20 protein-coding genes and 1 pseudogene are annotated in these 22,881 nt (G+C 36.3%); 10 read left to right on the top strand and 11 right to left on the bottom strand.

Features of this window, described 5'->3' with window-relative positions:
* The 5 genes and pseudogenes from AC1W31_RS12205 to AC1W31_RS12225 all read right to left on the bottom strand — a co-directional run.
* A pseudogene (locus AC1W31_RS12205) lies at nucleotides 1–266 on the bottom strand (hypothetical protein); the annotation flags it as partial.
* A gap of 22 nt (nucleotides 267–288) precedes the next feature.
* Nucleotides 289–1,134 (bottom strand): MOSC domain-containing protein, encoded by an 846-nt coding sequence (locus AC1W31_RS12210; protein WP_481734730.1) that lies wholly within the window; start codon nucleotides 1,132–1,134, stop codon nucleotides 289–291.
* A gap of 101 nt (nucleotides 1,135–1,235) precedes the next feature.
* On the bottom strand, nucleotides 1,236–2,114 hold the full coding sequence (locus AC1W31_RS12215; RefSeq protein WP_481734731.1) for a TraB/GumN family protein: 879 nt from the start codon (nucleotides 2,112–2,114) through the stop codon (nucleotides 1,236–1,238).
* A 12-nt stretch (nucleotides 2,115–2,126) separates the two neighbouring features.
* On the bottom strand, nucleotides 2,127–2,738 hold the full coding sequence (locus tag AC1W31_RS12220; RefSeq protein WP_481734732.1) for a hypothetical protein: 612 nt from the start codon (nucleotides 2,736–2,738) through the stop codon (nucleotides 2,127–2,129).
* A gap of 4 nt (nucleotides 2,739–2,742) precedes the next feature.
* A complete protein-coding gene (locus AC1W31_RS12225) occupies nucleotides 2,743–3,246 on the bottom strand; it encodes an RNA polymerase sigma factor (RefSeq protein ID WP_481734733.1) in 504 nt (167 codons plus the stop codon).
* A gap of 362 nt (nucleotides 3,247–3,608) precedes the next feature.
* Between AC1W31_RS12225 and AC1W31_RS12230 the strand changes: the two genes are divergently transcribed.
* Entirely contained in the window at nucleotides 3,609–4,949 is a 1,341-nt protein-coding gene (locus tag AC1W31_RS12230; protein WP_481734734.1) for an MFS transporter, read from the top strand.
* Nucleotides 4,950–5,005: 56 nt separating this feature from the next.
* On the opposite strand, the gene AC1W31_RS12235 is transcribed toward AC1W31_RS12230, so the two are convergent.
* On the bottom strand, nucleotides 5,006–5,812 hold the full coding sequence (locus AC1W31_RS12235) for a M48 family metalloprotease (RefSeq protein WP_481734735.1): 807 nt from the start codon (nucleotides 5,810–5,812) through the stop codon (nucleotides 5,006–5,008).
* A 290-nt stretch (nucleotides 5,813–6,102) separates the two neighbouring features.
* Here AC1W31_RS12235 and AC1W31_RS12240 point away from each other — a divergent pair, with 290 nt between their 5' ends.
* Nucleotides 6,103–6,996 (top strand): outer membrane protein assembly factor BamD, encoded by an 894-nt coding sequence (locus AC1W31_RS12240; RefSeq protein WP_481734736.1) that lies wholly within the window; start codon nucleotides 6,103–6,105, stop codon nucleotides 6,994–6,996.
* A 95-nt stretch (nucleotides 6,997–7,091) separates the two neighbouring features.
* Nucleotides 7,092–7,412 carry a DNA-directed RNA polymerase subunit omega gene (locus AC1W31_RS12245; protein ID WP_481734737.1) on the top strand — a complete coding sequence of 107 codons (321 nt, stop codon included), beginning with the start codon at nucleotides 7,092–7,094 and terminating at the stop codon, nucleotides 7,410–7,412.
* Nucleotides 7,413–7,488: 76 nt separating this feature from the next.
* Here AC1W31_RS12245 and AC1W31_RS12250 read toward each other — a convergent pair whose 3' ends face one another.
* Nucleotides 7,489–8,736 (bottom strand): dipeptidase, encoded by a 1,248-nt coding sequence (locus tag AC1W31_RS12250; protein ID WP_481734738.1) that lies wholly within the window; start codon nucleotides 8,734–8,736, stop codon nucleotides 7,489–7,491.
* A 112-nt stretch (nucleotides 8,737–8,848) separates the two neighbouring features.
* On the opposite strand from AC1W31_RS12250, the gene AC1W31_RS12255 reads away from it, so the two are divergent.
* A complete protein-coding gene (locus tag AC1W31_RS12255) occupies nucleotides 8,849–9,775 on the top strand; it encodes a carbohydrate kinase family protein (RefSeq protein WP_481734739.1) in 927 nt (308 codons plus the stop codon).
* A gap of 83 nt (nucleotides 9,776–9,858) precedes the next feature.
* Here AC1W31_RS12255 and AC1W31_RS12260 read toward each other — a convergent pair whose 3' ends face one another.
* Nucleotides 9,859–11,010: a PQQ-dependent sugar dehydrogenase gene (locus AC1W31_RS12260; protein WP_481734740.1), complete on the bottom strand. Its 1,152-nt coding sequence runs from the start codon at nucleotides 11,008–11,010 to the stop codon at nucleotides 9,859–9,861.
* Nucleotides 11,011–11,377: 367 nt separating this feature from the next.
* On the bottom strand, nucleotides 11,378–13,576 hold the full coding sequence (locus tag AC1W31_RS12265) for a penicillin acylase family protein (RefSeq protein WP_481734741.1): 2,199 nt from the start codon (nucleotides 13,574–13,576) through the stop codon (nucleotides 11,378–11,380).
* A 217-nt stretch (nucleotides 13,577–13,793) separates the two neighbouring features.
* On the opposite strand from AC1W31_RS12265, the gene AC1W31_RS12270 reads away from it, so the two are divergent.
* From AC1W31_RS12270 to AC1W31_RS12290, 5 genes are all read left to right on the top strand, one after another.
* Nucleotides 13,794–15,158 carry a 3-keto-disaccharide hydrolase gene (locus tag AC1W31_RS12270; RefSeq protein WP_481734742.1) on the top strand — a complete coding sequence of 455 codons (1,365 nt, stop codon included), beginning with the start codon at nucleotides 13,794–13,796 and terminating at the stop codon, nucleotides 15,156–15,158.
* A 28-nt stretch (nucleotides 15,159–15,186) separates the two neighbouring features.
* Nucleotides 15,187–16,524 (top strand): Gfo/Idh/MocA family protein, encoded by a 1,338-nt coding sequence (locus AC1W31_RS12275; protein WP_481734743.1) that lies wholly within the window; start codon nucleotides 15,187–15,189, stop codon nucleotides 16,522–16,524.
* Nucleotides 16,525–16,652: 128 nt separating this feature from the next.
* Nucleotides 16,653–17,258: an IMPACT family protein gene (locus tag AC1W31_RS12280; RefSeq protein WP_481734744.1), complete on the top strand. Its 606-nt coding sequence runs from the start codon at nucleotides 16,653–16,655 to the stop codon at nucleotides 17,256–17,258.
* Between the two features lie 151 nt (nucleotides 17,259–17,409).
* Nucleotides 17,410–17,754, top strand: a complete 345-nt coding sequence (locus AC1W31_RS12285; protein ID WP_481734745.1) for an RNA recognition motif domain-containing protein — start codon at nucleotides 17,410–17,412, stop codon at nucleotides 17,752–17,754.
* 23 nt (nucleotides 17,755–17,777) lie between these two features.
* On the top strand, nucleotides 17,778–19,091 hold the full coding sequence (locus AC1W31_RS12290; protein ID WP_481734746.1) for a TolC family protein: 1,314 nt from the start codon (nucleotides 17,778–17,780) through the stop codon (nucleotides 19,089–19,091).
* 2 nt (nucleotides 19,092–19,093) lie between these two features.
* Here AC1W31_RS12290 and AC1W31_RS12295 read toward each other — a convergent pair whose 3' ends face one another.
* Complete coding sequence (locus tag AC1W31_RS12295; protein ID WP_481734747.1) at nucleotides 19,094–19,663, bottom strand: hypothetical protein; 570 nt, start codon at nucleotides 19,661–19,663, stop codon at nucleotides 19,094–19,096.
* 17 nt (nucleotides 19,664–19,680) lie between these two features.
* Nucleotides 19,681–21,462 carry an ABC transporter ATP-binding protein gene (locus AC1W31_RS12300; RefSeq protein ID WP_481734748.1) on the bottom strand — a complete coding sequence of 594 codons (1,782 nt, stop codon included), beginning with the start codon at nucleotides 21,460–21,462 and terminating at the stop codon, nucleotides 19,681–19,683.
* Nucleotides 21,463–21,701: 239 nt separating this feature from the next.
* Here AC1W31_RS12300 and nusB point away from each other — a divergent pair, with 239 nt between their 5' ends.
* Nucleotides 21,702–22,859 carry a transcription antitermination factor NusB gene (nusB, locus tag AC1W31_RS12305; protein WP_481734749.1) on the top strand — a complete coding sequence of 386 codons (1,158 nt, stop codon included), beginning with the start codon at nucleotides 21,702–21,704 and terminating at the stop codon, nucleotides 22,857–22,859.
* The last annotated feature ends 22 nt before the right edge of the window (nucleotides 22,860–22,881 follow it).

Raw genomic sequence — 22,881 nt, forward strand, 5'->3', positions numbered from 1 at the left:
AGGTAAAATATTAAAATAGAGCAAATAAGGGTTAAAAAACCAATAAAATACCATAAAATTTGAGCATTGTGTTGGTGAAAAACATGACGTTCCGTCGGGTGATTATCTATTTTTTGATTATCTAATAATCTATCCAATACATAGATTATCCAAACTGAAAAGCCCAAAATAATGGCCACTGAAAATGAATGTTCAGGAGGAATTTTATTCAATTTCCAGAACATAACGTTGCAGACAACTGCCCCCAACACTACGTCAAAACTCAATAAATGTAATATTTTAAATAGTTTAGACAATCTCGAATTTAGCTAATTTGTTACGGCTCAATACCGTAACATCATCACCGACCGAAACCGTTCCTAATTGACTAATTAAAACATTTTGACCAAATAAAATTTTGTTGCCCACTTTTCGATATTTGTTTAAAGTCAACAGTGGTTCTTTGCCTTTTTTCTCGCCCGTTTCTTGGTCGATTGTGGTCATAATACATCTGGCACAAGGTTTTACGCCAAAGAATCGAACGTTGCCAACGGTGAATTCATGCCAAGCATCTTCTTCAAAAGGTTCACCATCTGTATACACAAAATTGGGTCTGAAACGATTGATGTTTACAGGATATTCGAGTCGATTATTCAAATCATGAAGGGATGATTGCCCGATGATTAAAATGGGATAACCATCTGAAAATGAGGTAATTTCTTCGCCAGTTAGGGAATATTGCGCATCGGTTTTTCGCTGACTTTCTTCGGGCATATACACAAGGCGAGCGGGAATGCCTATTGCTTGTGTAAACCAACTTGAGGCTTCAGGACTGACTTCGATTGCCGAAGTTTCATCATCCCAAATTTGTACATTTAATGATTGAGTAACTTTGAGATTTAGGGAGTATTGGAGGGAGATTTGAAGCGTACTACCATTTTTTTTATGGGTAATTTTTAAAGATTCTGCTTCAATTTCAGTTTGAAAAACTGCTAATTGAGGATGTTCTCTTTGACTCAAAAAACGTCCATTTTCATCCACAAGCATAAAACGGCGGTCATTTTCCAAACCTCGAGTGGTGATATTGGCAACATCTAAACGGATTCCCCCCAATGATTTTATGGGATAAATATAGATTTCGGATAATTTGAGCATGATTTATTGAATTTTTACAAATCTACTAAATGGAACACGGATTAGACACGGATTTAATAATTTTATCCGTGTCTAATCCGTGTTCCATCAAATCTCTACAATTAATTCTTAACTGCTTTCACTGTAAAACCTTCATTTCTTAACAAAGCAATTACGCCTTTTTTGCCACCTAAATGACCAGCCCCAACCGCAAAGAAAGTGGGTTTTTCTTTAGTAATTGTTTTAATTTTTGAAATCCAATTCTTATTGCGATTTTCCAATAAACTACCTTCAAACTCTGCATCCATTGTTTTAGAATCAGCCATATCTGCATACAACGCTTCTACGTCCTGATTTTTATAATCGGTAATTAATTGCTTTAATTCTTGTTTGCCATCGTTCCAGTTTTCAATCATTTTTACTAACATCAAATCCGCTTGCTTTTTCATGCCCATCTTGTCCATTGCCCCAAATTGTTCTTGAACTGTTTCTAAACCAAGCACTTCTTTATTTTCATTTTTAGCCATTTTTACAAAAGTCTCTTCATAACTTTGACTTGGACAAGCAATCAATTTAGGGATTGTCATTGAACTCAAAACGAATGGTTTCATCTTGTCCATCATACCAATATTTGTTTTGAGAGAATCTTTGAAAAATTGACTAACCTTCTGGTAATCAAATTCTGACATTAAAGTTTTGAGCGTTGAGCCGTCCGTCATGTACATACTTTTCATCATTTCGGGCATCATTTTTGGGTCGTCCATATCCAATTCTAAATAAATCTGTTGAGTTTCCGAAAATTTCTGTTTGGTGGCTTCATTCATGACAAAATCGTCCTTGCAAATGATGTGAATTGTTCCATAAATGTAAGAAGGTTGAGGAAGTCCATTGCCCGAAATTTCGTATAAAAGTGATTTGTCTTCCTTTTGTCCGTATATCTGTGTGAAATATAACGAACTAAAAATCAAGGAAATGAGGAATAATTTAATAGGATTTGTCATGATATTTTTGGTTTAATTTTGTTCTAATTCAGCACGTAATTTTTTGAGTTTTTGGAGGTGTTCTCCGTAAAATTTTTTGATGATAAATTTCATGTAAAAGTATCCAATTGGCGTAACAAAAATAGTTGAAATAATTAATGCCATTAAAGACGTTTCATGATGAGGATTTCTATAATTTATAAATTCATTTCCCATTACTGAACCATAAAACATCAAAGGAAGAATCGAAATGTTGTTATATATAATCAATAATTTTACTCTTTTACTAAAGTTTTCCTCAGTAAATTTTAACATAGAAAGTAAATCATTTTTCAAATTTAATTCTTTATATGATTTAAATTCCTTCCAATAAAAAAATACTCCGACGAACGTATAAATAATAAAAAATCCCGCTACATATTTATGATAAGTGGCAATATTTTTCTGAAACAATACCCAAATCAGCGGAGGAATAAAAAGACTACTAACCCAAATGTCAAAGTCTAAATTTTTCCTCAATTTTGACATAACATCCTTGGATTTTTGACGAGTCATCTCCATAACTTTTTCATTATCAATAACTTGTTGATTAGTTGATAACGCTTGATTTTGTTGCCAAATATATTTTAAATCGTCTAATTCCACGGTTTTATTCGTTGTTTTTTGATACAATTGTCCTCAATTTCTCCCGAATTCTGGTCATTTTTACTCGTACATTATTTTGGGTAATTCCTACAATTTCAGCAATTTCTTCATTGTCTTTTTCCTCAAAATAAAGCATCACAATTGCCTTTTCAATTTCGGATAATTGGGCAATGGCATGGTGCATAATTTTGATTTGTTCTTCGGTAGAATTGTCGTAGATATTGTCCGAAATATTCAGCAAATTTTCGCTCAATTCAACCCGTTTTGGTCTTCGGCTTTCCTTTCTGAAATCAGAAATCGCCACGTTTAAAGCAATTTGATAAATCCACGTCGAAATTTTAGATTCTTGTCTGAATTTTGGAAATGCCCGCCATAATTGAATCACTATTTCTTGAAATAAATCTTTCTTATCGTCAGGGTCGTGCCGATACATTCCGCAAACTTTATGGAGGATTCCTTGATGCGTTTTGATCATTTCAACAAACTGATTTTCAGTGGATTGATTCAATTTTTTGGTTTTTTGGGGATTAGTCGTTTGGGGATGGGTAGAATTACAGATTAGACCAAAGATTTCACGAATTTAACTTATTTACAATGATTATAGAGAAATGCTATAACCTATTGGAATTAGAACTTCTCGAAAGTTTACCCATAATGGAACTATTTCGGGAAGTTGAGGCGAATTACTTGAAGTCAATTCTGATAAGCTAACTCGTAGTCTATATTTTTTGGTAATTAAATTTTATTTATCTCTGTAAATCCGTTAAATCGTAGTCAATTTTCAAAAGAAAAATTTGACTTCATCTTCATAAAAGTCAATTATTTATTAATATTGTGAAACAGAAAGTCCATTTTTATCAAACAAAATTTATGAAAAAACCACTTTTAACCTTTTCTCAAATTATCAACATGAATGTCGGTTTTTTTGGGATTCAGTACAGTTTTGCTCTCCAACAAAATGCTGTCAATCCTATTTATAAATTTTTAGGAGCCGATAATGGTGATTTACCTATACTGCAAATTGCAGGCCCATTGACTGGCTTATTAATCCAACCTATCATTGGGGCTTTAAGTGATAAAACTTGGAGTGTAAAATGGGGAAGAAGAAAACCCTACTTTTTAATCGGTGCGTTATTTTGTAGCTTAGGCTTGTTCCTTTTTCCTTTTAGTTCACAATTATGGATGGCTGTAAGTTTATTATGGATTCTGGATGCTGCAAATAATACTGCGATGGAGCCTTATAGAGCTTTTGTAGCTGATAAGTTAAATGATGAACAAAGACCTACAGGCTTTTTGGCTCAAAGTTTTTTCACAGGCTTAGGACAATCATTGGGAACATTATGCTTGTACCTATTTCCGTTTATAAATTTTTTTAATCAAGAAACAAAAAACCATATTCCGTATTGGGTTTTCGGAGCTTTTTTTGTTGGAGCCATATGCAGTATAGGTAGCGTACTATGGAGTACAAGTACAACACCTGAAATTCCACCCACGGAAGAGGAATTAATCGAAATAAGAAAACATAAATTCAGTTTATTTTCTCCTTTTATCGAAATTTTTAATGCAATTAAAGATATGCCAAAAACGATGTGGCAACTGTTTATGGTATATATGTTTCAATGGTTCGCTTTAAAGTGCTATTGGGATTATAAAGATTTGACTATTGCAAAATCTGTTTTTAGGACTTCGGATAGTAGTGTCGCCAACGAAATGTATAAAGAAGCAGTGCAATGGGGCGGTGCAGTAAGTTCTTTTACAAACGTTATCACATTCCTATCCGCATTTTTATTGGTAGGATTTGCCAAAAAATATGGGGCAAAATGGGTTCATGTTACTTGTTTGATTATAGCTGCATTAGCACTCTTTATATTTCCATCCATCGAAAATAAATACTTAATGCTCGTTCCGCTAATTGGTTTTGGTATTGCGTGGGCAAGTATGATGGGGGTTCCATATTTACTCATTGTTAATGACATACCAAAAGAACGTTATGGAGTTTATATGGGAATAATAAATATGATGATTGTTATTCCCATGTTGATATATTCGCTAATATTTGGTAAAATTTTTAATTCTTTGCTAAATAAAGAGCCTGTAAATGCTATTTATTTTGGAGCAGTCTTCTTGTTGATTGCGGCGGGGGCAACGATGTTAATGAAGTCAGGAAAAATTTCTAATTCAACTGAAATTAAAATGTCGAATGGGCATTAAGAAAAATTGGTAGGTAAGAAGGAAGATTTGGCTTTGAGCGAAGCCTTCCTTCTTACCTACCACTCCAGTTTACCAGTCTTTTTATACTGTTCTAATGCCTTTTTAATCTCGATGATACGGTGTTCAGGATCTGGATGTGTACTTTGAAACTCTGAAGGACGGTCGGCACCACCCGAAGCGGCTTTCAAAATTTCCATCACCTCAACCATTTCTTGTGGATTATATCCTGCTTCTATCATATATTTTATACCAAATTTGTCCGCTTCCAATTCATCTGAACGACTATATTTCATGGTTATCATTTTACCCACGTATTGAGCAATCGCTCCTGAATTATTGGGATTATACGGGTCGGACGTAGCGGCTACGGTGGCTCCTAAAAGTCCGTTGGTAAGTTGATCTTTTGCCATTTGTTGCGCAGAATGTCGGCCAATCACGTGTCCAATTTCATGTCCCAAAACACCCGCCAATTGGTCTTCAGTCTTGAGTCTTTTCAATAATCCTACGGTAATAAAAATCGGTCCTCCTGGCAAAGCAAAGGCATTAATCGTCTCAGGATCAGCGAGTAAGTGAAAATTAAATTGGTATTCAGATTTTGCGGCATCCGAATTATCTACCACTTTCATTCCCACCGTTTTAACCAAATCTTGCTCTTTTTGTCCTTCGTAAAGACCCCCAAATTCGGCCGCCATTTGTGGTGCAGATTGCAAACCCGTGGCTATTTCCTGTTGCGGAGTCATCGTTACGGCTTGGCTTTTACCCGTAATTGGATTCACCTGCATTTTAGAAAAATACGAAAATAAGGCAATAGCTGCCATGATGAGCCCAACAAAAAGGCGAGATTTAAGACTTCCTGAATTCATCTTTTTAGTAAACTTGTTTATGTTCTCACGAAAATTAAAAAAGTCTGCTCATCTTTCCAAAAAAGGTGGTGGGTTTTAAAGATTGAGATTTAGAGATTCAATAAAAATACTGAATTGGCTACATGAATTGCTAAAATTTAACACCAGAAATCTAAAACCTAAATTATTCATGTTAAATTTTGTTAAACTTCATGTTACTCTTCCTGTTTTCAGCGTTTTAATTACGAAATTTGATAATAGTTACTGGCTTGATTTTCAATCTACCAAAAAAACCTTAACTTTGCATCCTTATGTACAAAACGAATAGATTTATATTATTTATACTCTTTGCAGTAACCTTAGCCGCTTGTAGTAACTTCGAGAAAGTCAGAAAAATGACTGACGAAAAGAAAAAATACGCAGCCGCCGTTAGATACTTCAAAAAAGGTCAATACGACAAAGCGAGCATACTTTTTGAGGAATTATTGCCAATTTTGACGGGAACAGACCAGCAAGAAATCGCTACTTTCTATCAAGCCTATTGTGATTATCACACGGGAAGTTACGAAACAGCAAATTTTCATTTCAAGCGTTTTGCTGAAACTTTTGCTCGTAGTGAATATTATGAAGAAGCCGTTTATATGTCGGCGTATTCGTTGTATAAAAACTCGCCCGACTTCAATCTTGACCAAAGTGGAACGATTACGGCCATAAACGAGTTACAAAGTTTTATTAATAACAATCCTGATAGTAAATTTAGAGAAGAAGCTTCGGATATTATTAAATCTTTGCGGGTAAAGTTGGAGCGTAAAGGCTATGAAAAGGCAAAGTTATATTTGAAAACGAGTGCTTTTAATGTGGCTACTTTAAAATCTGCGGTCATTGAAATTAATAACTTTCAGAAAGAATATCCAGATTCTAATTACAACGAAGAAATGGCTTATTTGAAGGTGCAAGCTCAGTATAATTTGGCACAAAGTACGATTGAAAGTAAGCAAAAAGAGCGTTTTGATGAGGCTATTACTTATTATCAACTTTTGGTTGATAAATATCCTCAGAGTAATTTCTTGAAAAAAGCAGAGAAATTATATGATGTGAGTATTAAAGAAAGTGATAGAATTGCAAAATTAGAAGCCGATTATAAAGCTTTGCGTGACAAAGAAAAATCAAATACTGTCAAAGTTGGGGCAGCAGATAAACAGTAGGCAGTTTGTAGTTATCAATAATTAGTTATTAGATTTATATCCGTCTAATTGCTTAAAAAAGAGACTATAATTACCTAAAACCAAATACAAACAAAATGGCAACAAATCCATCAATCATTACCAGAAACGTAGCTGAATTAGCAGAAATCGCTGGTGGCAATACATACGAAGCAGTAGCAATTATTTCAAAAAGAGCAAGACAAATTGCTTTGAAATCGAAAGAAGAATTGAACAATAAATTGTCTGATTTTGCTTCTTCGGTTGATAATTTAGAAGAGATTTTCGAGAACCGTGAGCAAATCGAAATTTCAAAATTCTACGAGCGTTTACCAAAACCAACCTCTTTGGCAATTGATGAATTTATCGAAAATAAATTCACTTACACTTTGCCAAGTCAGGATAAAGATGCTGAGTAATTAGTTGAGACTAAACTTTAAAAAGGCGTTCAAATTAACTTTGAACGCCTTTTTTGTGAGGCAATTTTAGGTAAAACTACTGATTAAAATTTTTAGCTACCTCCGCTACTTTATTCCAAACCCGAAAAACATTTTTATTGCAAATCTTCTCAATTTCCTCATCAGTATATCCTCTTTTCAACAACACATAAATCAAATTTGGGATTTGTGAACAATCTTTCAAACCTTCGGGTAAGGTTGGCCCAACACCATCGAAATCTGACCCTAAACCTACGTGATTAATACCCGCAATTTTCTTAACGTGGTCGATGTGGTCGGCTACTTTTTCTACCGTTGTTAAGGGCGTTGGATGAGCTTTTGAATATTCTGCCTCATAAGCACGTGCTTGCGGAGAATCTGACGTTAGGTTATGTTCTTTTTGCCAAGCTTTTAAATGTAAACGCTTGATTTCGTTGGTTTTATTGGAAACTGAATCCAAGAACATCGAAGAATAATTTATCATAATTACGCCTCCTTTCTTCGCCATTTTAATAATCAAATCATCGGGCGCATTTCGGATAAATCCAGGCGTAAACGTGCGACAAGACGAATGAGAGGCAATTACTGGAGCTTTCGACAAGGCAACGACTTGGGCAAATGTATCATCCGAAATATGCGAACAGTCCAACATAATGCCCAAACGATTCATTTCTCTGACCACTTGCCGACCAATCGGGCTAAGTCCTCGCCAAGTATTGGTGGTATCGTAAGAAGTATCACAAATAAAATTATCTTCTCCGTGACAAAGCGTAATGTAGCGAATTCCTCTATCATAAAAGTGCTTTAAATTCGCCAAATTACTTTCTACTGGCGAGCCGTTTTCCATGCCCATTGGGAAAGAAATCAAGCCTTTTTTGAAGTTTTTTTCTACATCTTGCGGGCTTTTTGCTAAGGCAAATTTATCAGGATATTGTTTGGTTAAATTTTCGACTAAATCAATCAACGAATCTGCCAGCGCCTTTGAAAAACCTTTTTTCTGTTGCAAATTTGCGGGTACATAAATCGACATAAAAGGGGCAGAAAGTCCACCTTTTTTTGCCCGAACATAATCAAAATCACCTCCTGTGGTTTGCACAGAAACGTCTTCCATTTTGCCATTCAAACGATAAGGTAAATCTACGTGGCCATCAACGATGATAAATTTGTGAGCCAATACATCGGCTTTTTTGCGAAGCGTTACTTCGTCCACAATTTTAGCTTTTTGAGGCTTTGGTTTGGGAAATGAATAAGCCCATGAGCTCGTCAAAAACAGAAATGCAAAAAGTAATTTGGATAAATTTTTCATATTGATATATTGTAATTCCGAAATGTGTTCCGAAAGGTTAGTAAATGTATATTCAATTTAACGAATTTATCGGTAATTTGCAGTCATAAACAAACCATTTTTGTATCAATACATGAAAAAATATGCAATGCTCTCCGTTGGGGAATTATTAGTTGATGTTATCGGGACTGAAATTCAGAATAGTATTTTGGATACTGCTGCTTTTGAGCGTTTTCAAGGTGGAAGTCCAGCCAATATGGCGGCAAATATGGCTCGTTTGGGCATGAGTTCTGCCATCGTTTCTTGCGTTGGCAATGATAATTTAGGCATTTTCTTAAAAAATGAAGTAGCCAAAACGGGCATCGACATTAGCCATATTGCCACCGACGAATCCCAACCCACGAGTATTGTCATCGTGTCTCGTACGCAAGGTACGCCTGATTTTATCGCTTACCGCACAGCAGACCGTATGATTCAGTCGCATCATATTCCAGATAATTTACTGGCAGAATCAGCCATTTTTCATACTACTTGCTTTGCTTTGAGCCAAGACCCAGCCCAATCTGCCATTGTGGATGCGGCAAAAAGAGCCAACAATTTGGGTTGTCGAGTGAGTTTGGATGCCAATTATGCTTCCCAAATTTGGCCAGACAGGAAACAGGCTTGGGAGACGATTTCAGCGTATTGTTCGCACAAGGCTTTGGTAAAATTGAGCGAAGACGATGCTGAGAGAATTTACGGACAAAAGGTTTCAGAAGAGCAAGTAATCCAAGATTTTCACGCAATGGGAGCCGATTTAGTTTGCTTTACAAAAGGAGGCGACGGCTCAACGATTTCTTACGAAAAGGGCATAAAGAAAATTTATTTGGTCGTAAAACCAATTGACGTAATTGATGCAACAGGAGCAGGAGACGCTTTTTGGGCAGGTTTTTTGACCGCTTTGACAGAAGGAAAATCGGTAGAAATTTGTGCCAATGCAGGGGGGAATTTAGCGGCTCTGAAATTGGTAACCAAAGGGCCGTTACCTGCGGTGGTGGATAAGAGGGTCTTGTATTTATAGGAAAATTATTGTCATGGAAAATAAAAGCCGAATTTACTTCTCAAAAAGTAGAATCGACTTTTACTATTCAAGAATAGGTAAAATTATTTCGATAAAAGTTTCACAATTCTTCCAGGGCTTTCAATGGATAAATATAAATAACCATCGGGTCCCATTTTCACATCTCTAACTCTTCCAGTATTTTCCATGATGGTAGTTGGCTTAACGTCCGAACCATTTACTTCTACTCTTGAAAGATTTCTGAGCGCTAAACCTCCCGCAATATAACTCCCCTTCCAAGAACCATATTTATCAGAAGAAACGTAGGCCAATCCGCAAGCACCAATGGAAGGTGTCCAAGAATATTTAGGATTTTCAACACCAGTTCTATTGTGCGAAACCGAAATGGAATTTCCATCATAATTAACGCCATTAGAGACCAAGGGCCAACCATAATTTTTCCCTTTTTGAATTAAATTTAGTTCATCGCCACCTTTGGGACCATGTTCGGTTTCCCAAATTTCACCCGTATCAGTATTCAGGATAAGGCCTTGCGGATTTCGGTGTCCGTAGGAAAAAACGGTTGAAGGGGAAGTGTTTCCCGCTAAAATTGGGTTATCCGTTGGAATTCCTCCAGAGTCCGTCATTCTGTGTACTTTTCCCCATGCTTCTTTAACGTTTTGAGCATTCATATTAGGCGAATTTTCTCCTCCGTAAGTAGTTGAACCACCCTCTCCAATTGACAAGTATAAGAATCCGCTTTTATCAAAAACAATCCTACTGCCATAATGTCCCTTCCATTGATTGGTAGCGGAAGATTTGAAAATATTTTCCACATTTTTGAGTGAATTCCCCTCAATTTTGAATCTAATTAAATTCAAAAGCCCTTTTCCACCCACAGAGCTTGAATAACTGGCATAAACTAAACCATTATTTGCATAAGCTGGATGCAAGCAAATGTCTAACAATCCACCTTGCGATTCGGTGTTTATATCGTTGGGAACTCCCGATAATTCAGTAATTTTTCCACCAGAATAAATGCTCATTTTTCCTAATTTTTCGGTAAAAATTATATCAGCATTAGGCAGAAATTCAAAACCCCAAATAATTCCACGGTTGGAGAAAACCGTTTCTTGGGTTAGCGTAATATTATCACCAACTGGTGTTGGATTTGTACCCCCATTAGTACCATCTTTGGAAGAATCACAGGATAGTGTACTCAATAAGGTTGCGAAGGCAAGAATGAATTTTTCCATTTTCATGATTTGTTGATTTAAAGAAAAACGTTGTTAGCATAGGAAAAGTTGTTTATAAGATGAATTCCTTGGGAAATGAAAAGCCGAATCTTCTTGTGAAAGTGGATTCGGCCTTTTTGGATTTGTGACTAAGATTACACTAATTGTGTTCTTGTGAAAGTGCTTCATCCCTTTACCTCCGAATAGCTAAAACCTACCTAATAAGTAAATACTTTATTACTTTCAGTCGCCAACTTCACTAATATTGTTGGCAGTGCAAATTCAACGGGTTTGCCTTGTAAATTCGTAATAGATATTCCTCTGGCTTTTGCAGAATTACCCGATAAGTAGAATTTGCCTCCTCCTTTTATAGTTATTATGCAGCAACTCACTCCCCAACCCAATACCTCCGCTCCACATTTTTCAATACATCTTCCTTATAAAATAGCACATCTTTGAATTTTCCTTGCGTGTACATGAGGGCTTGGTCGGTGAAGTGTTTGGAGTTTTTATTGCCACTTTCGCCACCTGCTAATAAGGATTTTGCGATGATTTTTTTACCAAATTCTACGGCGCAAATAAAGCTGTTACCACCCAATCCGTAACGTTTTTCCGTACCATAATATCGACTGTTGAAAGATGGCAACGAACCCCATAAAGCCGATGCGAAACCTACGGGTAAACTCGCTTGGCTATCATCGTATTTTTCTTGAAATTCTCCCGTAAGTCGCTGAAAACGGTTGAGTTCTCCCCACGGTTTTTGCCAAGTACCAAATTTGCTTTTTAGCTCATTAACGGTTTTTAAAAGGGGTAATAATAAATCTTCTTTGGTGGCATTGGCGGCAAAATGTTTGGTGCTTTCTACTTGGTCGGTTTCGCCTTGTTCTATGTAAACTTTGGTAATTTGCGTATTTAATTTTTGTGCCGTTTCAATGGCTAAAGTTGTCGATACAGAATTTTCCGAAGAGTAATAGTTCCAGTTTTTCAACGTCGCAATTGGTTCTGCTAAGGCTTGGTATAAAGTATCGTTTGGTGGCACTTTTTCAAATGCCTTCGTGATGGCAGGAATCAAAATGGCAAAAGCTGATAAATACGTATCATAACCCGCCGCAATCACTTTTTCAATGGTATAATCTTCGTCTCTGCTCAATACTCTCACGGCATTAATTCCTCTGAAATTTTCTCCATCGGGCGCCATGTAGGGGCGAAAATTGGCTCGTTTAGGGCTATTTTCTCCCGCAACCGTGTAAGGTGTTGAATTACAGTTTTGTAGCCAACCATTTACTGGATTATAACTATGCACGGTTTCATCAACGGCGTGCAAACCTTTCCATTCGGTTCTTGAGGTCGTGCCATCAACTACTTTGCCCCAATTATAGTTGGTGTCTCGCACAGGTACATAATTGCCGTGCCAATAAGCAATATTTCCTTTAGTATCCGCAAAAACGGTATTATTGGAGGTATTTGCTTTCAAATTCATCACTTTTTTATAATCGTCAAAACCTTTGGCTTTGGTACGTTTCCAAGACTGAACTAAACTCGTCATCGAACGATTATACGACCTTAAACTAATCCATTTCCCGTCTCTTTTGGCCATTACTGGCCCGTGATGCGTGTAATACGTAGTGAAGTTTTTCGCAATTAATTTGCCACCTTCGAGGTATTTGAGTGTGACGTTTTTCTGCGTTACGGGGCGTGATTTCTGGTTGTATTCGTAGAAAATTTTATCATTTTTCTTCACGATTTTTTCGGCGTACATATCCGCTACGTCCACGTTGCTTGAGGTGTGCATCCAACCACAATATTGATTAAATCCTTGATAAACAAACATCTGCCCCCAAGTAACTGCGCCGTAAGCGTTCAAACCTTCTTCGCTAACCACTTGTACTTCTGGACGAAAATAGAAAGTTACGTGCGGATTGATGTACAAAATGGCATTGCCCGAAGCTGTTTTTGAAGGAGCAATCGCAAAGCCATTTGAGCCTGTTTGTTGGTAATCTCCAAATACTGCTGAAGCATTAGAAGTTTTGCTTTTTGAAATTCCTTCCAATTGATTCCCCGAATAAAATTTCTTGATTTCATCATTAGAAATATCCGCCGTCGAAATCGCTCCGATACTGCCATCCGTCCATAAAAGTGGATACCAAGGCTGAAAACGAGTCAATAAAGTTGGTTTCACTTCGGGGTGTTTATGGAGATAAAAATTAATTCCGTCGGCGTAGGCATTGAGTAATTTCTTTAACCACGGTTCGGCTTTTTTATAATCGGCAATGGCATCAACGGAATCAATTAATAATCTGATTTGTAAATCGTTGTATAATTCTTTCTCCCCTTTAATTTCAGAAAGTCTTCCTAATTTTTCGATATAATTCATTTCTACACGCTTGAAATCGTCTTCGCATTGAGCGTATAATAGACCAAAAACCGCATCAGCATCCGACTTTCCGTAGATGTGTGGAATGCCCCAGGTATCACGGATAATCTCAACTTTTTTAGCTTGTTGCTGAAAACGAGTAATTTCAGTTTTAGTAAATTTTTGAGCGAAAATCTGAGTGGCAAAAAGAAGCAGGATTACTATTTTTTTCATGGAATTGTTGGGTTGATGATGAGTTTTGCCACTCAGACACTGGCACGCAAAGTAAAAGTTAATAAAATTCTTTAATTACCTTTTTTAGAAAGGATATCTTGGTGGCAAAATTATCTTTATTGTTGTGCTTAATAATCTATGAAGATAGCCATTTGAAATCAAGTATAAAAATATCATCTTCGTCTTTTTCCAATAAATCAATATTTCAGAAATTCTTATGAAACAAAAAACGATAAGTCTCTTATTAATCTTCACCATTTTATCGGCCGAAACCTTTGCTCAAAAGGAACAGTGGACGAATCTTTTTGATGGAAAAACGCTAAATGGCTTTAAACAATTAGGTGGAAAAGCCAAATATGAAGCTAAAAATGGTGAAATCGTGGGTACAACTGTAAAAGATACGCCCAATTCATTTTTAGCAACCGAACAAGATTACGGTGATTTTATCCTCGAACTCGAACTAAACGTAGCCGAAGGAATGAACTCTGGAATCCAGTTTAGAAGTCTTTCAAAACCAGATTATAAAAATGGAACAGTTCACGGCTATCAAGTAGAAGTTGACCCCTCTGACCGTGCTTGGTCGGGTGGAATTTATGACGAAAGTCGTCGTGATTGGTTGTACATTCCAAACATTAACCCAGCAGGGAAAATGGCTTTTAAACGCAATGGACAATGGAATAAGTACAGAGTTGAAGCAATTGGAAATATTATTCGCACCTGGGTAAATGATGTTCCAGTATCAAATTTAGTAGATGATATGACTGCTAAAGGTTTTATTGCTCTTCAAGTTCATGCTATTTATGCAACCATGACGGAGGGAATGCAAATTCGTTGGAAAAATATCCGAATCCAGACAGGGGCGGATATGAAACCTAGACCAACCGACAATATTCCCGTTATTAATTTGACGTTAAACACTTTATCTGACCAAGAAAAAGCTCAAGGCGTAAAATTATTATTCAACGGAAAAGATTACACCGGCTGGCGAGCAGTTCACGGAGACAAAATGCCCGAAAACCGTTGGTCGGTTCAAAATGGAGAAGTCAATATTGCCTTATCGAACGGTTCTGAAACGGGCAACGACATCGTAACAAATGACCAATACGGAGCTTTTGAGATGACTTTTGAATTTAAACTTACAGACGGTGCAAATTCAGGCGTAAAATATTTCGTAAACGAAGATTTTGATTCGGGTGGGAAATCTGGTATTGGGTTAGAATACCAAGTTTTAGACGACGAAAAACATCCCGACGCCAAGTTAGGAGCAGCTGGCAATCGTACAATGGCGAGTTTATATGATTTAATTCCTTCGTATAAATTAGACAAACGTTTCCAAAGAAAAATTGGTGAGTGGAATCAGGCAAGGGTTGTTGCGATGCCAAATAACATTATTCAACATTGGCTAAATGGCTTTAAAGTGCTCGAATATGAGCGTAAAAGCAATATTTTTGATGCTCTGGTAGCAAGAAGTAAATACGAAAAATTCAAAGGTTTCGGAGCGGGCGATAAAGGACATATCCTTTTGCAAGACCACGGAAATAATGTTTCGTTTAAAAATATTAAAATTAAGGAATTGAAATAAAATATTTACAGTAAAATTCTTATTAACAATGACAACAAGGAGAGAGTTTGTAAAAAGTACAGTTTTAGCGGGTTTAGCCACGGGTTTCTCCGCAAAATCTTATGCCAAAATCATTGGCTCAAATGACCGTGTACGGGTTGCCTGCGTAGGTTTCTCTGACCGTTTTAGGTCATCACATATTCCTCCATTCAAACAATTTCAGAAAGAAATGAATTTTGAAATGGTTGGGGTATCGGATATTTGGAATCGTCGTCGTGATGAAGGGAAAGCATTCATTGACAAAGAGTTAGGCTCTGACGTAAAAGTTTTTCGTAATAATGACGAACTATACGCTTCTAAATCTGTGGATGCAGTAATGCTTTCAACGGCTGATTTTCAACACGCTTCTCATGCCATTGAGGCAGTTAGAGGCGGTTGTGATGCTTACGTAGAAAAGCCACTTGCCGAAACAATGGAGGATAATCGTGCGGTATTAAAAGCGGTAAGAGAATCGGGCAAAATCGTACAAATTGGTTCTCAACGTAGAAGTGGTGCAAACTATTTTGCAGCAGAAGATTTTATTAAGTCGGGCAAATTTGGACCAATAGTGATGGTGGAATTGGTATGGAATGTCAATCAACCTGGACGTTGGAGAAGACCTGCTTTAACCAAAGATTTAAAAGAGTCAGACATTGACTGGAAACGCTTTTTAGTAAACCGTCCCGCCGATACTTTTGACCCACGTAAATACTTGGAATACAGACTTTTCTGGCCTTATTCTTCAGGAATTCCTGGTCAGTGGATGTCGCATCAAATTGATACGGTTCACTGGTTTTCGGGATTGCCTCACCCACGAAGTGCAGTAGCCAATGGCGGAATATATCAGTGGAAAGACGGTCGTAAAAATGCCGATACTATGACCGTAGTTTTTGATTATGGCCCTCTGGATGATTTGACGACAGGTTTTCAAGTACAGTTCACCAGTCGTTTTTCTAACGGAGCGGGTGATACGAAGGAGTTGTACTACTCGAATGGTGGTATGATTAATTTGGACACTAACGAAATTTCTCCAACAGGCGGAATGGGCGATCGGGAAGCAAAAGCAATGGGATTGCAAGCCAATTTATTACCCAAGATGAAGTTGAGTGATGTAACTAAAATTGAGACAAATGCCAATACGGGATATGACCAATTAACAACGGCTCACATTAAAAACTGGATGGACTGTGTACGCTCACGCAAAACGCCAAATGCTCCAATTGAGGCTGGATACCAACATTCTATTGCAAATATCATGGCAAATGCCGCCTACAAAACGGGCGAAAAAGTTACTTTTGACACCAAAACACAGGAAGTGATGGCAGGGAAGAAGGTGTTTAAGTATTAGTTTTAGGTATAAGGTCGTAGGTATGAGGTAAAAAAAATTAAATCGTAGCTTTGTTGGAAGCTAAATTTAATTGTTGTTGTATTTTTTACCTCATACCCTACGACTTCATAACGCATACCTAAAAATAAATGGATACTTACAAAACAATAAAATCTCCCACAGAAGGGCTTTTCAAAGACAAAGGCAGTAAGTTTTTAGCTTTTGCCTATCCTTTTGAAAATGAATCTGAAATAAAAAACATCATTGAACCGCTTAGAAAGGAACACTTCAAAGCGGTTCATTTTTGTTATGCCTATCGCATAGGTTTAAACAGAACTAATTTCAGAGTTAATGACGATGGTGAACCCGCCGGCTCAGCTGGTCGTCCTATTTTGAACGTGCTTTTATCGAAAGAAATTACGAATATTTTGGTCGTAGTTGTCCGTTATTGGGGCGGTACTTTATTGGGCGTTCCAGGTTTAATAAACGCTTATAAGTCCGCTACCGAAGAAGCGCTAATCAACGCTGAAATCATCGAAAAAACAATCAATGACGTTCATCAAGTGACTTTTGGATACGTTCAGATGAACGATATCATGAAAGTGGTGAAGGATTTTGGCTTAAAAATAAAAAATCAACAATTTGATAATCAATGTGTGATTGAATTAGAATTTAGGCAGAGTATTACTTCAAAAGTTCTTGGGCGATTGGAAAAGATTGATGAAATAGAAATTGCATTTTTATATACGATTTGAAGGTAGACACCCTGAGTGATTTAAGTCTGGAGACTTGAACCAGTAATTACCAATAAATGACTTCCCCATTCATTTATCAATAAAAACTAATCCCATTCCCTAAAAACTAATCCCTAATTACTACCTTTGTAAATCAATAAATAATAAAAAAATGGATATATACGTAGGTAGTATTCCTTTCAAATGGAAGGATTCAACATTGGTAGAAATTTTTGGAGAATTCGGAGAAGTACATTCTGCCAAAATTGTAATAGATAAATTTACTCGTCAAAATAAAGGTTTTGCCTTTGTTGAAATGCCAAATGAGGAAGAAGCAAAAGCCGCCATTAAAGGATTGAATGGTAAAGAATTTGAGGAAAGAAAAATCGTGGTAAATCAATCAATTCCTAATAATGCAGGAAATTTAGACAAAGATAGTAAGAAGAAAAAAGTCTATTCAAAGCCTGAAAACAAGGAATGGAAGCCTTTTATGGGTATTGGCAAAAAGCGAAAATAACATCAACAAAACCATTGTTAAAAATGAAACTGCCTCTAATTTTATCATTATTTTTACTTGTTTATAACGTCGATGCCCAAGGAATTCTTTCGCACGAGGAAGCCATAAAAATTTCTTTGGAGAATACATATTCCATTAAAATTGCGAAAAGTAGCAAAAAAATTGCCGAAAATAATAACACGGCTGGTAATGCTGGAATGTTACCAACTGTGACGGGGAGTATTAATAAAAATTACTCTGTTAATGGTTTAACCCTTCAACCTTTCGATGCAACCTTTCCTACTATCGAACGCTCAAACGTACTCAATAATAATGGTGCTACCGGAGTAAATGCCATTTGGACCTTGTATGATGGCTTAGGAATGTTTGTGGCTCGTGACCGTTTGCGTGAATTACAAAAAACCACGGTTACGCAGTTAGAAAGTACCATCGAAAACTCAATTGCTCAAGTTAGTAATGCTTACTATGACATTATTCGGCAATCAAGAAGGGTGAAAAATTTAAAACAAGGCTTAGATATTTCAAATGATCGACTGAAACTTTCAAGAGATAGATACGAAGTTGGACAAGGCTCAAAAGTGGACTTTCTTTCAGCACAAGTGGATTTTAATGAAGATAGGGCCGCTCTGATAGCTCAGGAACAGGCATTAGAAAGTTCAAAAATAAACCTTAATTCTTTGTTAATCAGGAATTTACAGACAGAATTTAATACGCTTGATACCATCGTTTATGATAAAAATCTTTCGCTCGAAATTCTTCGGGAGGCTACCTTAAAACAGAATCCTTCTTTAGTATTAGCGGAGCAAAATAAACGATTGGCAGAATTGGACTTGAAACTTCAAAAAGCGGCTCAGTATCCACAAATCGACTTGCTGACTGGCTATAATTATAACTCTACTAACAGTGGTGCTGGACAACCGCAAGCCACAAAATCTCTACAAAGTTTTGCTTTCAACTACGGATTGAGAGCTTCCATCAACATATTTGATGGCTACAATCAAAAACAAAAAATTCAAAATGCCAAAATTGGTCAGGAAATAGCGAATTATCAAGAAGGCGACCTTAGAAATCAATTAAATACGGCCTTGGAAAGAACATTTTTGAGTTATAAAAATGCCTTGGAATTGATTCAATTAGAGACTGAAAATTACAAAATTGCTCGTCAAAACATTGATATTGCTTTTGAAAGATATAAAGTAGGAAATTCAACGGCGTATGAACTTCGTGAGGTTCAACGCAATGCCGTAGCCGCTGAAACTCGTTTAATTGAATCAGAATTCAATGCAAAAATTACGGAGATTGAATTGTTGAGATTGAGTAGTAAGATATTGGACTGATGCTACGATTTTATCAGTAATTTTATAGCCAAAGTTGATAATTCCGTTACTAATTCAGCTTTTCCCAAATTGCTTTTATTGTAACGGATTTCACCTTTATTGATGACGTTTGCATGGTAAATAACCGAATCTAAAAAAGATTTTAAACCGATTATATTAGCTTGAAAAGGGACTATTTTAAGTTTCCCCTCATACCAAAATTCTAATTCATATCTATCAGCAGAGAAATACCATCTGTAATTAAGGTAATTTGATAAAGTTGGAAATCCTCCTGCAAAATCTCTTCCATGAAATCTTTTTAGGGTTATATCACCGTGTATTTTGTACAAATCTATTTCAACATTCTTTATATTGGGAAAGATATATTTAAACTTTAATCTGTAGTCTTCTATCTTTAGAATACAAGCAAATTTATCTCTTTCATAAATAAATACAATAGAGAAGATAGCTAAAACAACTGCATAAAATAAGAAGCCAATTCTATTTCCCGTTGATATAAAACCCCATATCATAATGGTTAAATAAATGAGACTAAAAAGTATAATTGAATTAGGAATAAGTGTTTTCTTCATATTATTTTAGGTTAGATTTAAACTTCTTCCACCGACATCTGCTTATCATACAACTCCCGATAAACGCCATTCGCCTCCATCAAATCTTCGTGTGTTCCCTGTTCAACGATATATCCATCATCCAACATGATGATTTTATCCGCCAATTTTGCCGAAGAAACACGGTGCGAAATAATCACCGAAGTACGACCTTTCATAATACCTTGAAGGTTATTCAAAATCTGATTTTCGGTTTTGGTATCAACCGCCGAAAGGCAATCATCCAAAATCAAAATTCTTGGTTCACGAGCAATCGCACGGGCAATTGAAAGGCGTTGCTTCTGCCCGCCCGAAAGCGTAACACCACGTTCACCCAAAACAGTATCAAATCCTTCTGGAAAATCAATCACATTATCATACAAATCTGCATCTTTGGCGGCTTGGATAATTTGAGCTTCGGTCATTTCATCGTCCCCAAATTTTACGTTATTTCGAATGGAATCTGAAAACAAGAAAACATCTTGGGGAACGTAACCAATTTGAGCACGTAAACCATTGACATTCAAATTTTTAATGGGTAATTTATCAATTTTTATTTCTCCCTCCGAAACGTCATACATTCTGCATAAAAGATTAGCAATCGTACTTTTTCCAGAACCTGTTGTACCCAAAATTGCCACGGATTCACCCGCTGAAACCTTCATTGAAAAGTCTTTCAAAGCCACGATTCCGGAATCTGGATAGACAAAATGAACATTTTTGACTTCAATATCACCTTCAATTTCCTTGCTAATATTTTGTTCAGAAACAATGTCTGTTTTAATATTCAGAAACTCATTAATCCGTTGTTGAGAAGCCGCCGCCCGTTGAATTTGTGAAGCTGTCCAGCCTAAGGCAATCATGGGCCACGTGAGCATATACACGTACATGATGAACTCAGTGATACTTCCTGGAGTCAACCGTCCAGCCATTACTTCTAAACCCCCTACATAGACCACAATTACCGAACTTAAACCAGCTAAAACCGATACCAAAGGTGAAAATAATGAATCTACTTTCACCAAATCCAACGACTTTTCACGGTAAACATTCGCTTGTTTCGTAAAAGCAATCGTTGAAGGTTCTTCTTGTACAAATGATTTCAAAACCCTAATTCCCGAAAAAGCCTCTTGCGTAAAAGTCGAAATCTTTGACAAATTGGCTTGAATTTGCTCCGATTTTCGCATGATTATCGTATTTACAAAATAAATACTAAACGATAAAAATGGCACGGGCAAAAGCACCCACAAAGTCAATTTTTGATTCACCGAAAGCATATACCAAATCACGAGAATGAACACCGTAATCAAGTTCAGTCCGTACATGATAGCAGGACCAACGTACATCCTTACCTTATTGACATCTTCCGATATTCGAGCCATCAAATCTCCCGTATTATTTTTGCGATAAAAACTCAGTGGAAGTGTTTGATAATGATGATAAATCTCATTTTTCAAGTCAAATTCAATGTGCCGAGACATCACAATTAAAGTTTGGCGAACTAAAAATAGGAACACTCCTTTCAGCAAGGCTAATACCAAAATCATCAATCCGTATAACAGAATTGAAAAAGCAAAGAATTCATACACGGAAGTTTGGAGTTTGAAGCCTTCAAAAAGGAAGTATAAATCGATGGTTTCTTTGACTAAATCAAGGGCATATCGCACAATTTGAGCGGGAACTACCCCAAATAAATTGGAAACGGCGGTGAAAATTGTACCCAAAATTAAGTACCATTTATACGTGAGAAAATATTTGTTGAGATGTTTTAGGTATTTCATATAATATTGAACGTGTCAATTACTTCATTTGTTCCTTCTGTTGCAACCATGATTTTTAATGTTTAGTTTGTGCAATTTAAAAAAAAATATCAACCCGAGCAAAAGATTATTTTAGGATAAGGTTTACAAATTTCCTTTAATAAAACAATCTTTTTACACGAAACGCCCTCTTTTTCTTAAAAAAATACTAATTTTGTATAAAATTTAAAGCAACCAAAAAACGTTCTTTCATACACACGATGGTAAACAGACGACTTCTCCGAACTAAGGCTTTCCAAAACCTATACGCCTTCCGCACAGCGGAACGTGCTGATTATCAACATTACAACGACATTATTGCCGAATCTTTCCTACCCAATCTTGATTTAATGATTCCTAAAGAGGAACAAATTATTAAATTAGATATGCTCCGTAAACTTTCTGAAATACATTATGATGAAGTTTTTCATAAGAAAGATGCCAATGAAGATATTCCCGCAGAATCTAAAGTTGCTGCCAAAAAATCCCTTTTAATGTATCGTGATGCCGTAAAAAGAGATAGAAATAGAATTACGAATGCAATGGTGAATGAAGTAGAAAATATCTACAATGTTTATCTCAAAATGCTCCAATTGCTACTTGAAATCACAGAAATTGCCGTTTGGGATGAACAACGTCGTTTAGTTGAAACTGATTTCAGAACTGCCAGACTAGCCAATAATTCCGTATTAATTGCGCTTAAAAATCAAAAAACACTCGAAACTGAGTCCATTCGTAAAAATGTCAATTGGACAACTGACGAACAGAATTTTCTCCGAAAACTTTTCTTGGAAGCCATCTTGCCTGATACCGAATTCCAATCGTACCTTCGTATTACCGAACCAACTTTTGAACAAGATTTAGCGTTAGTCATTTATTTGGTTAAAACTTTTATCTTAAAACATCATATAGTTACCGATTATTTTGAAGAAAAAGACTTAAATTGGGGTGAAAATAGAGAGGTTTTGAAGAGTATGATGGTCAAAACATTCAAAATTATAGGTGTTGAGGATTTAGAATTACAACCTTTAGCCATGAATTGGGAAGATGATAAAGTTTACTTCTTGGATCTTTTCAACTATGTATTGGATAATGATGAAGATTACGAAAAAATCATCATCGACCAAACACAAAACTGGGACGGCGACCGATTGGCAATGACTGATTTATTAATTTTGAAATTGGGTTTAGCCGAGATGATTAATTTTTCAAGCATTCCCACGAAAGTTTCAATTAATGAATATATTGAATTAGCAAAGAATTATTCAACCCCAAAATCGGGACAATTTATTAATGGTCTTTTGGATGTACTTTCCCAAAAATTACAAAAAGAAGGCGTTATCAGAAAATCTGGACGTGGTTTAATTGATAATAAATAGGGATTAGGGGAAATTACACATT

The organism is Arcicella sp., from assembly GCF_964672035.1.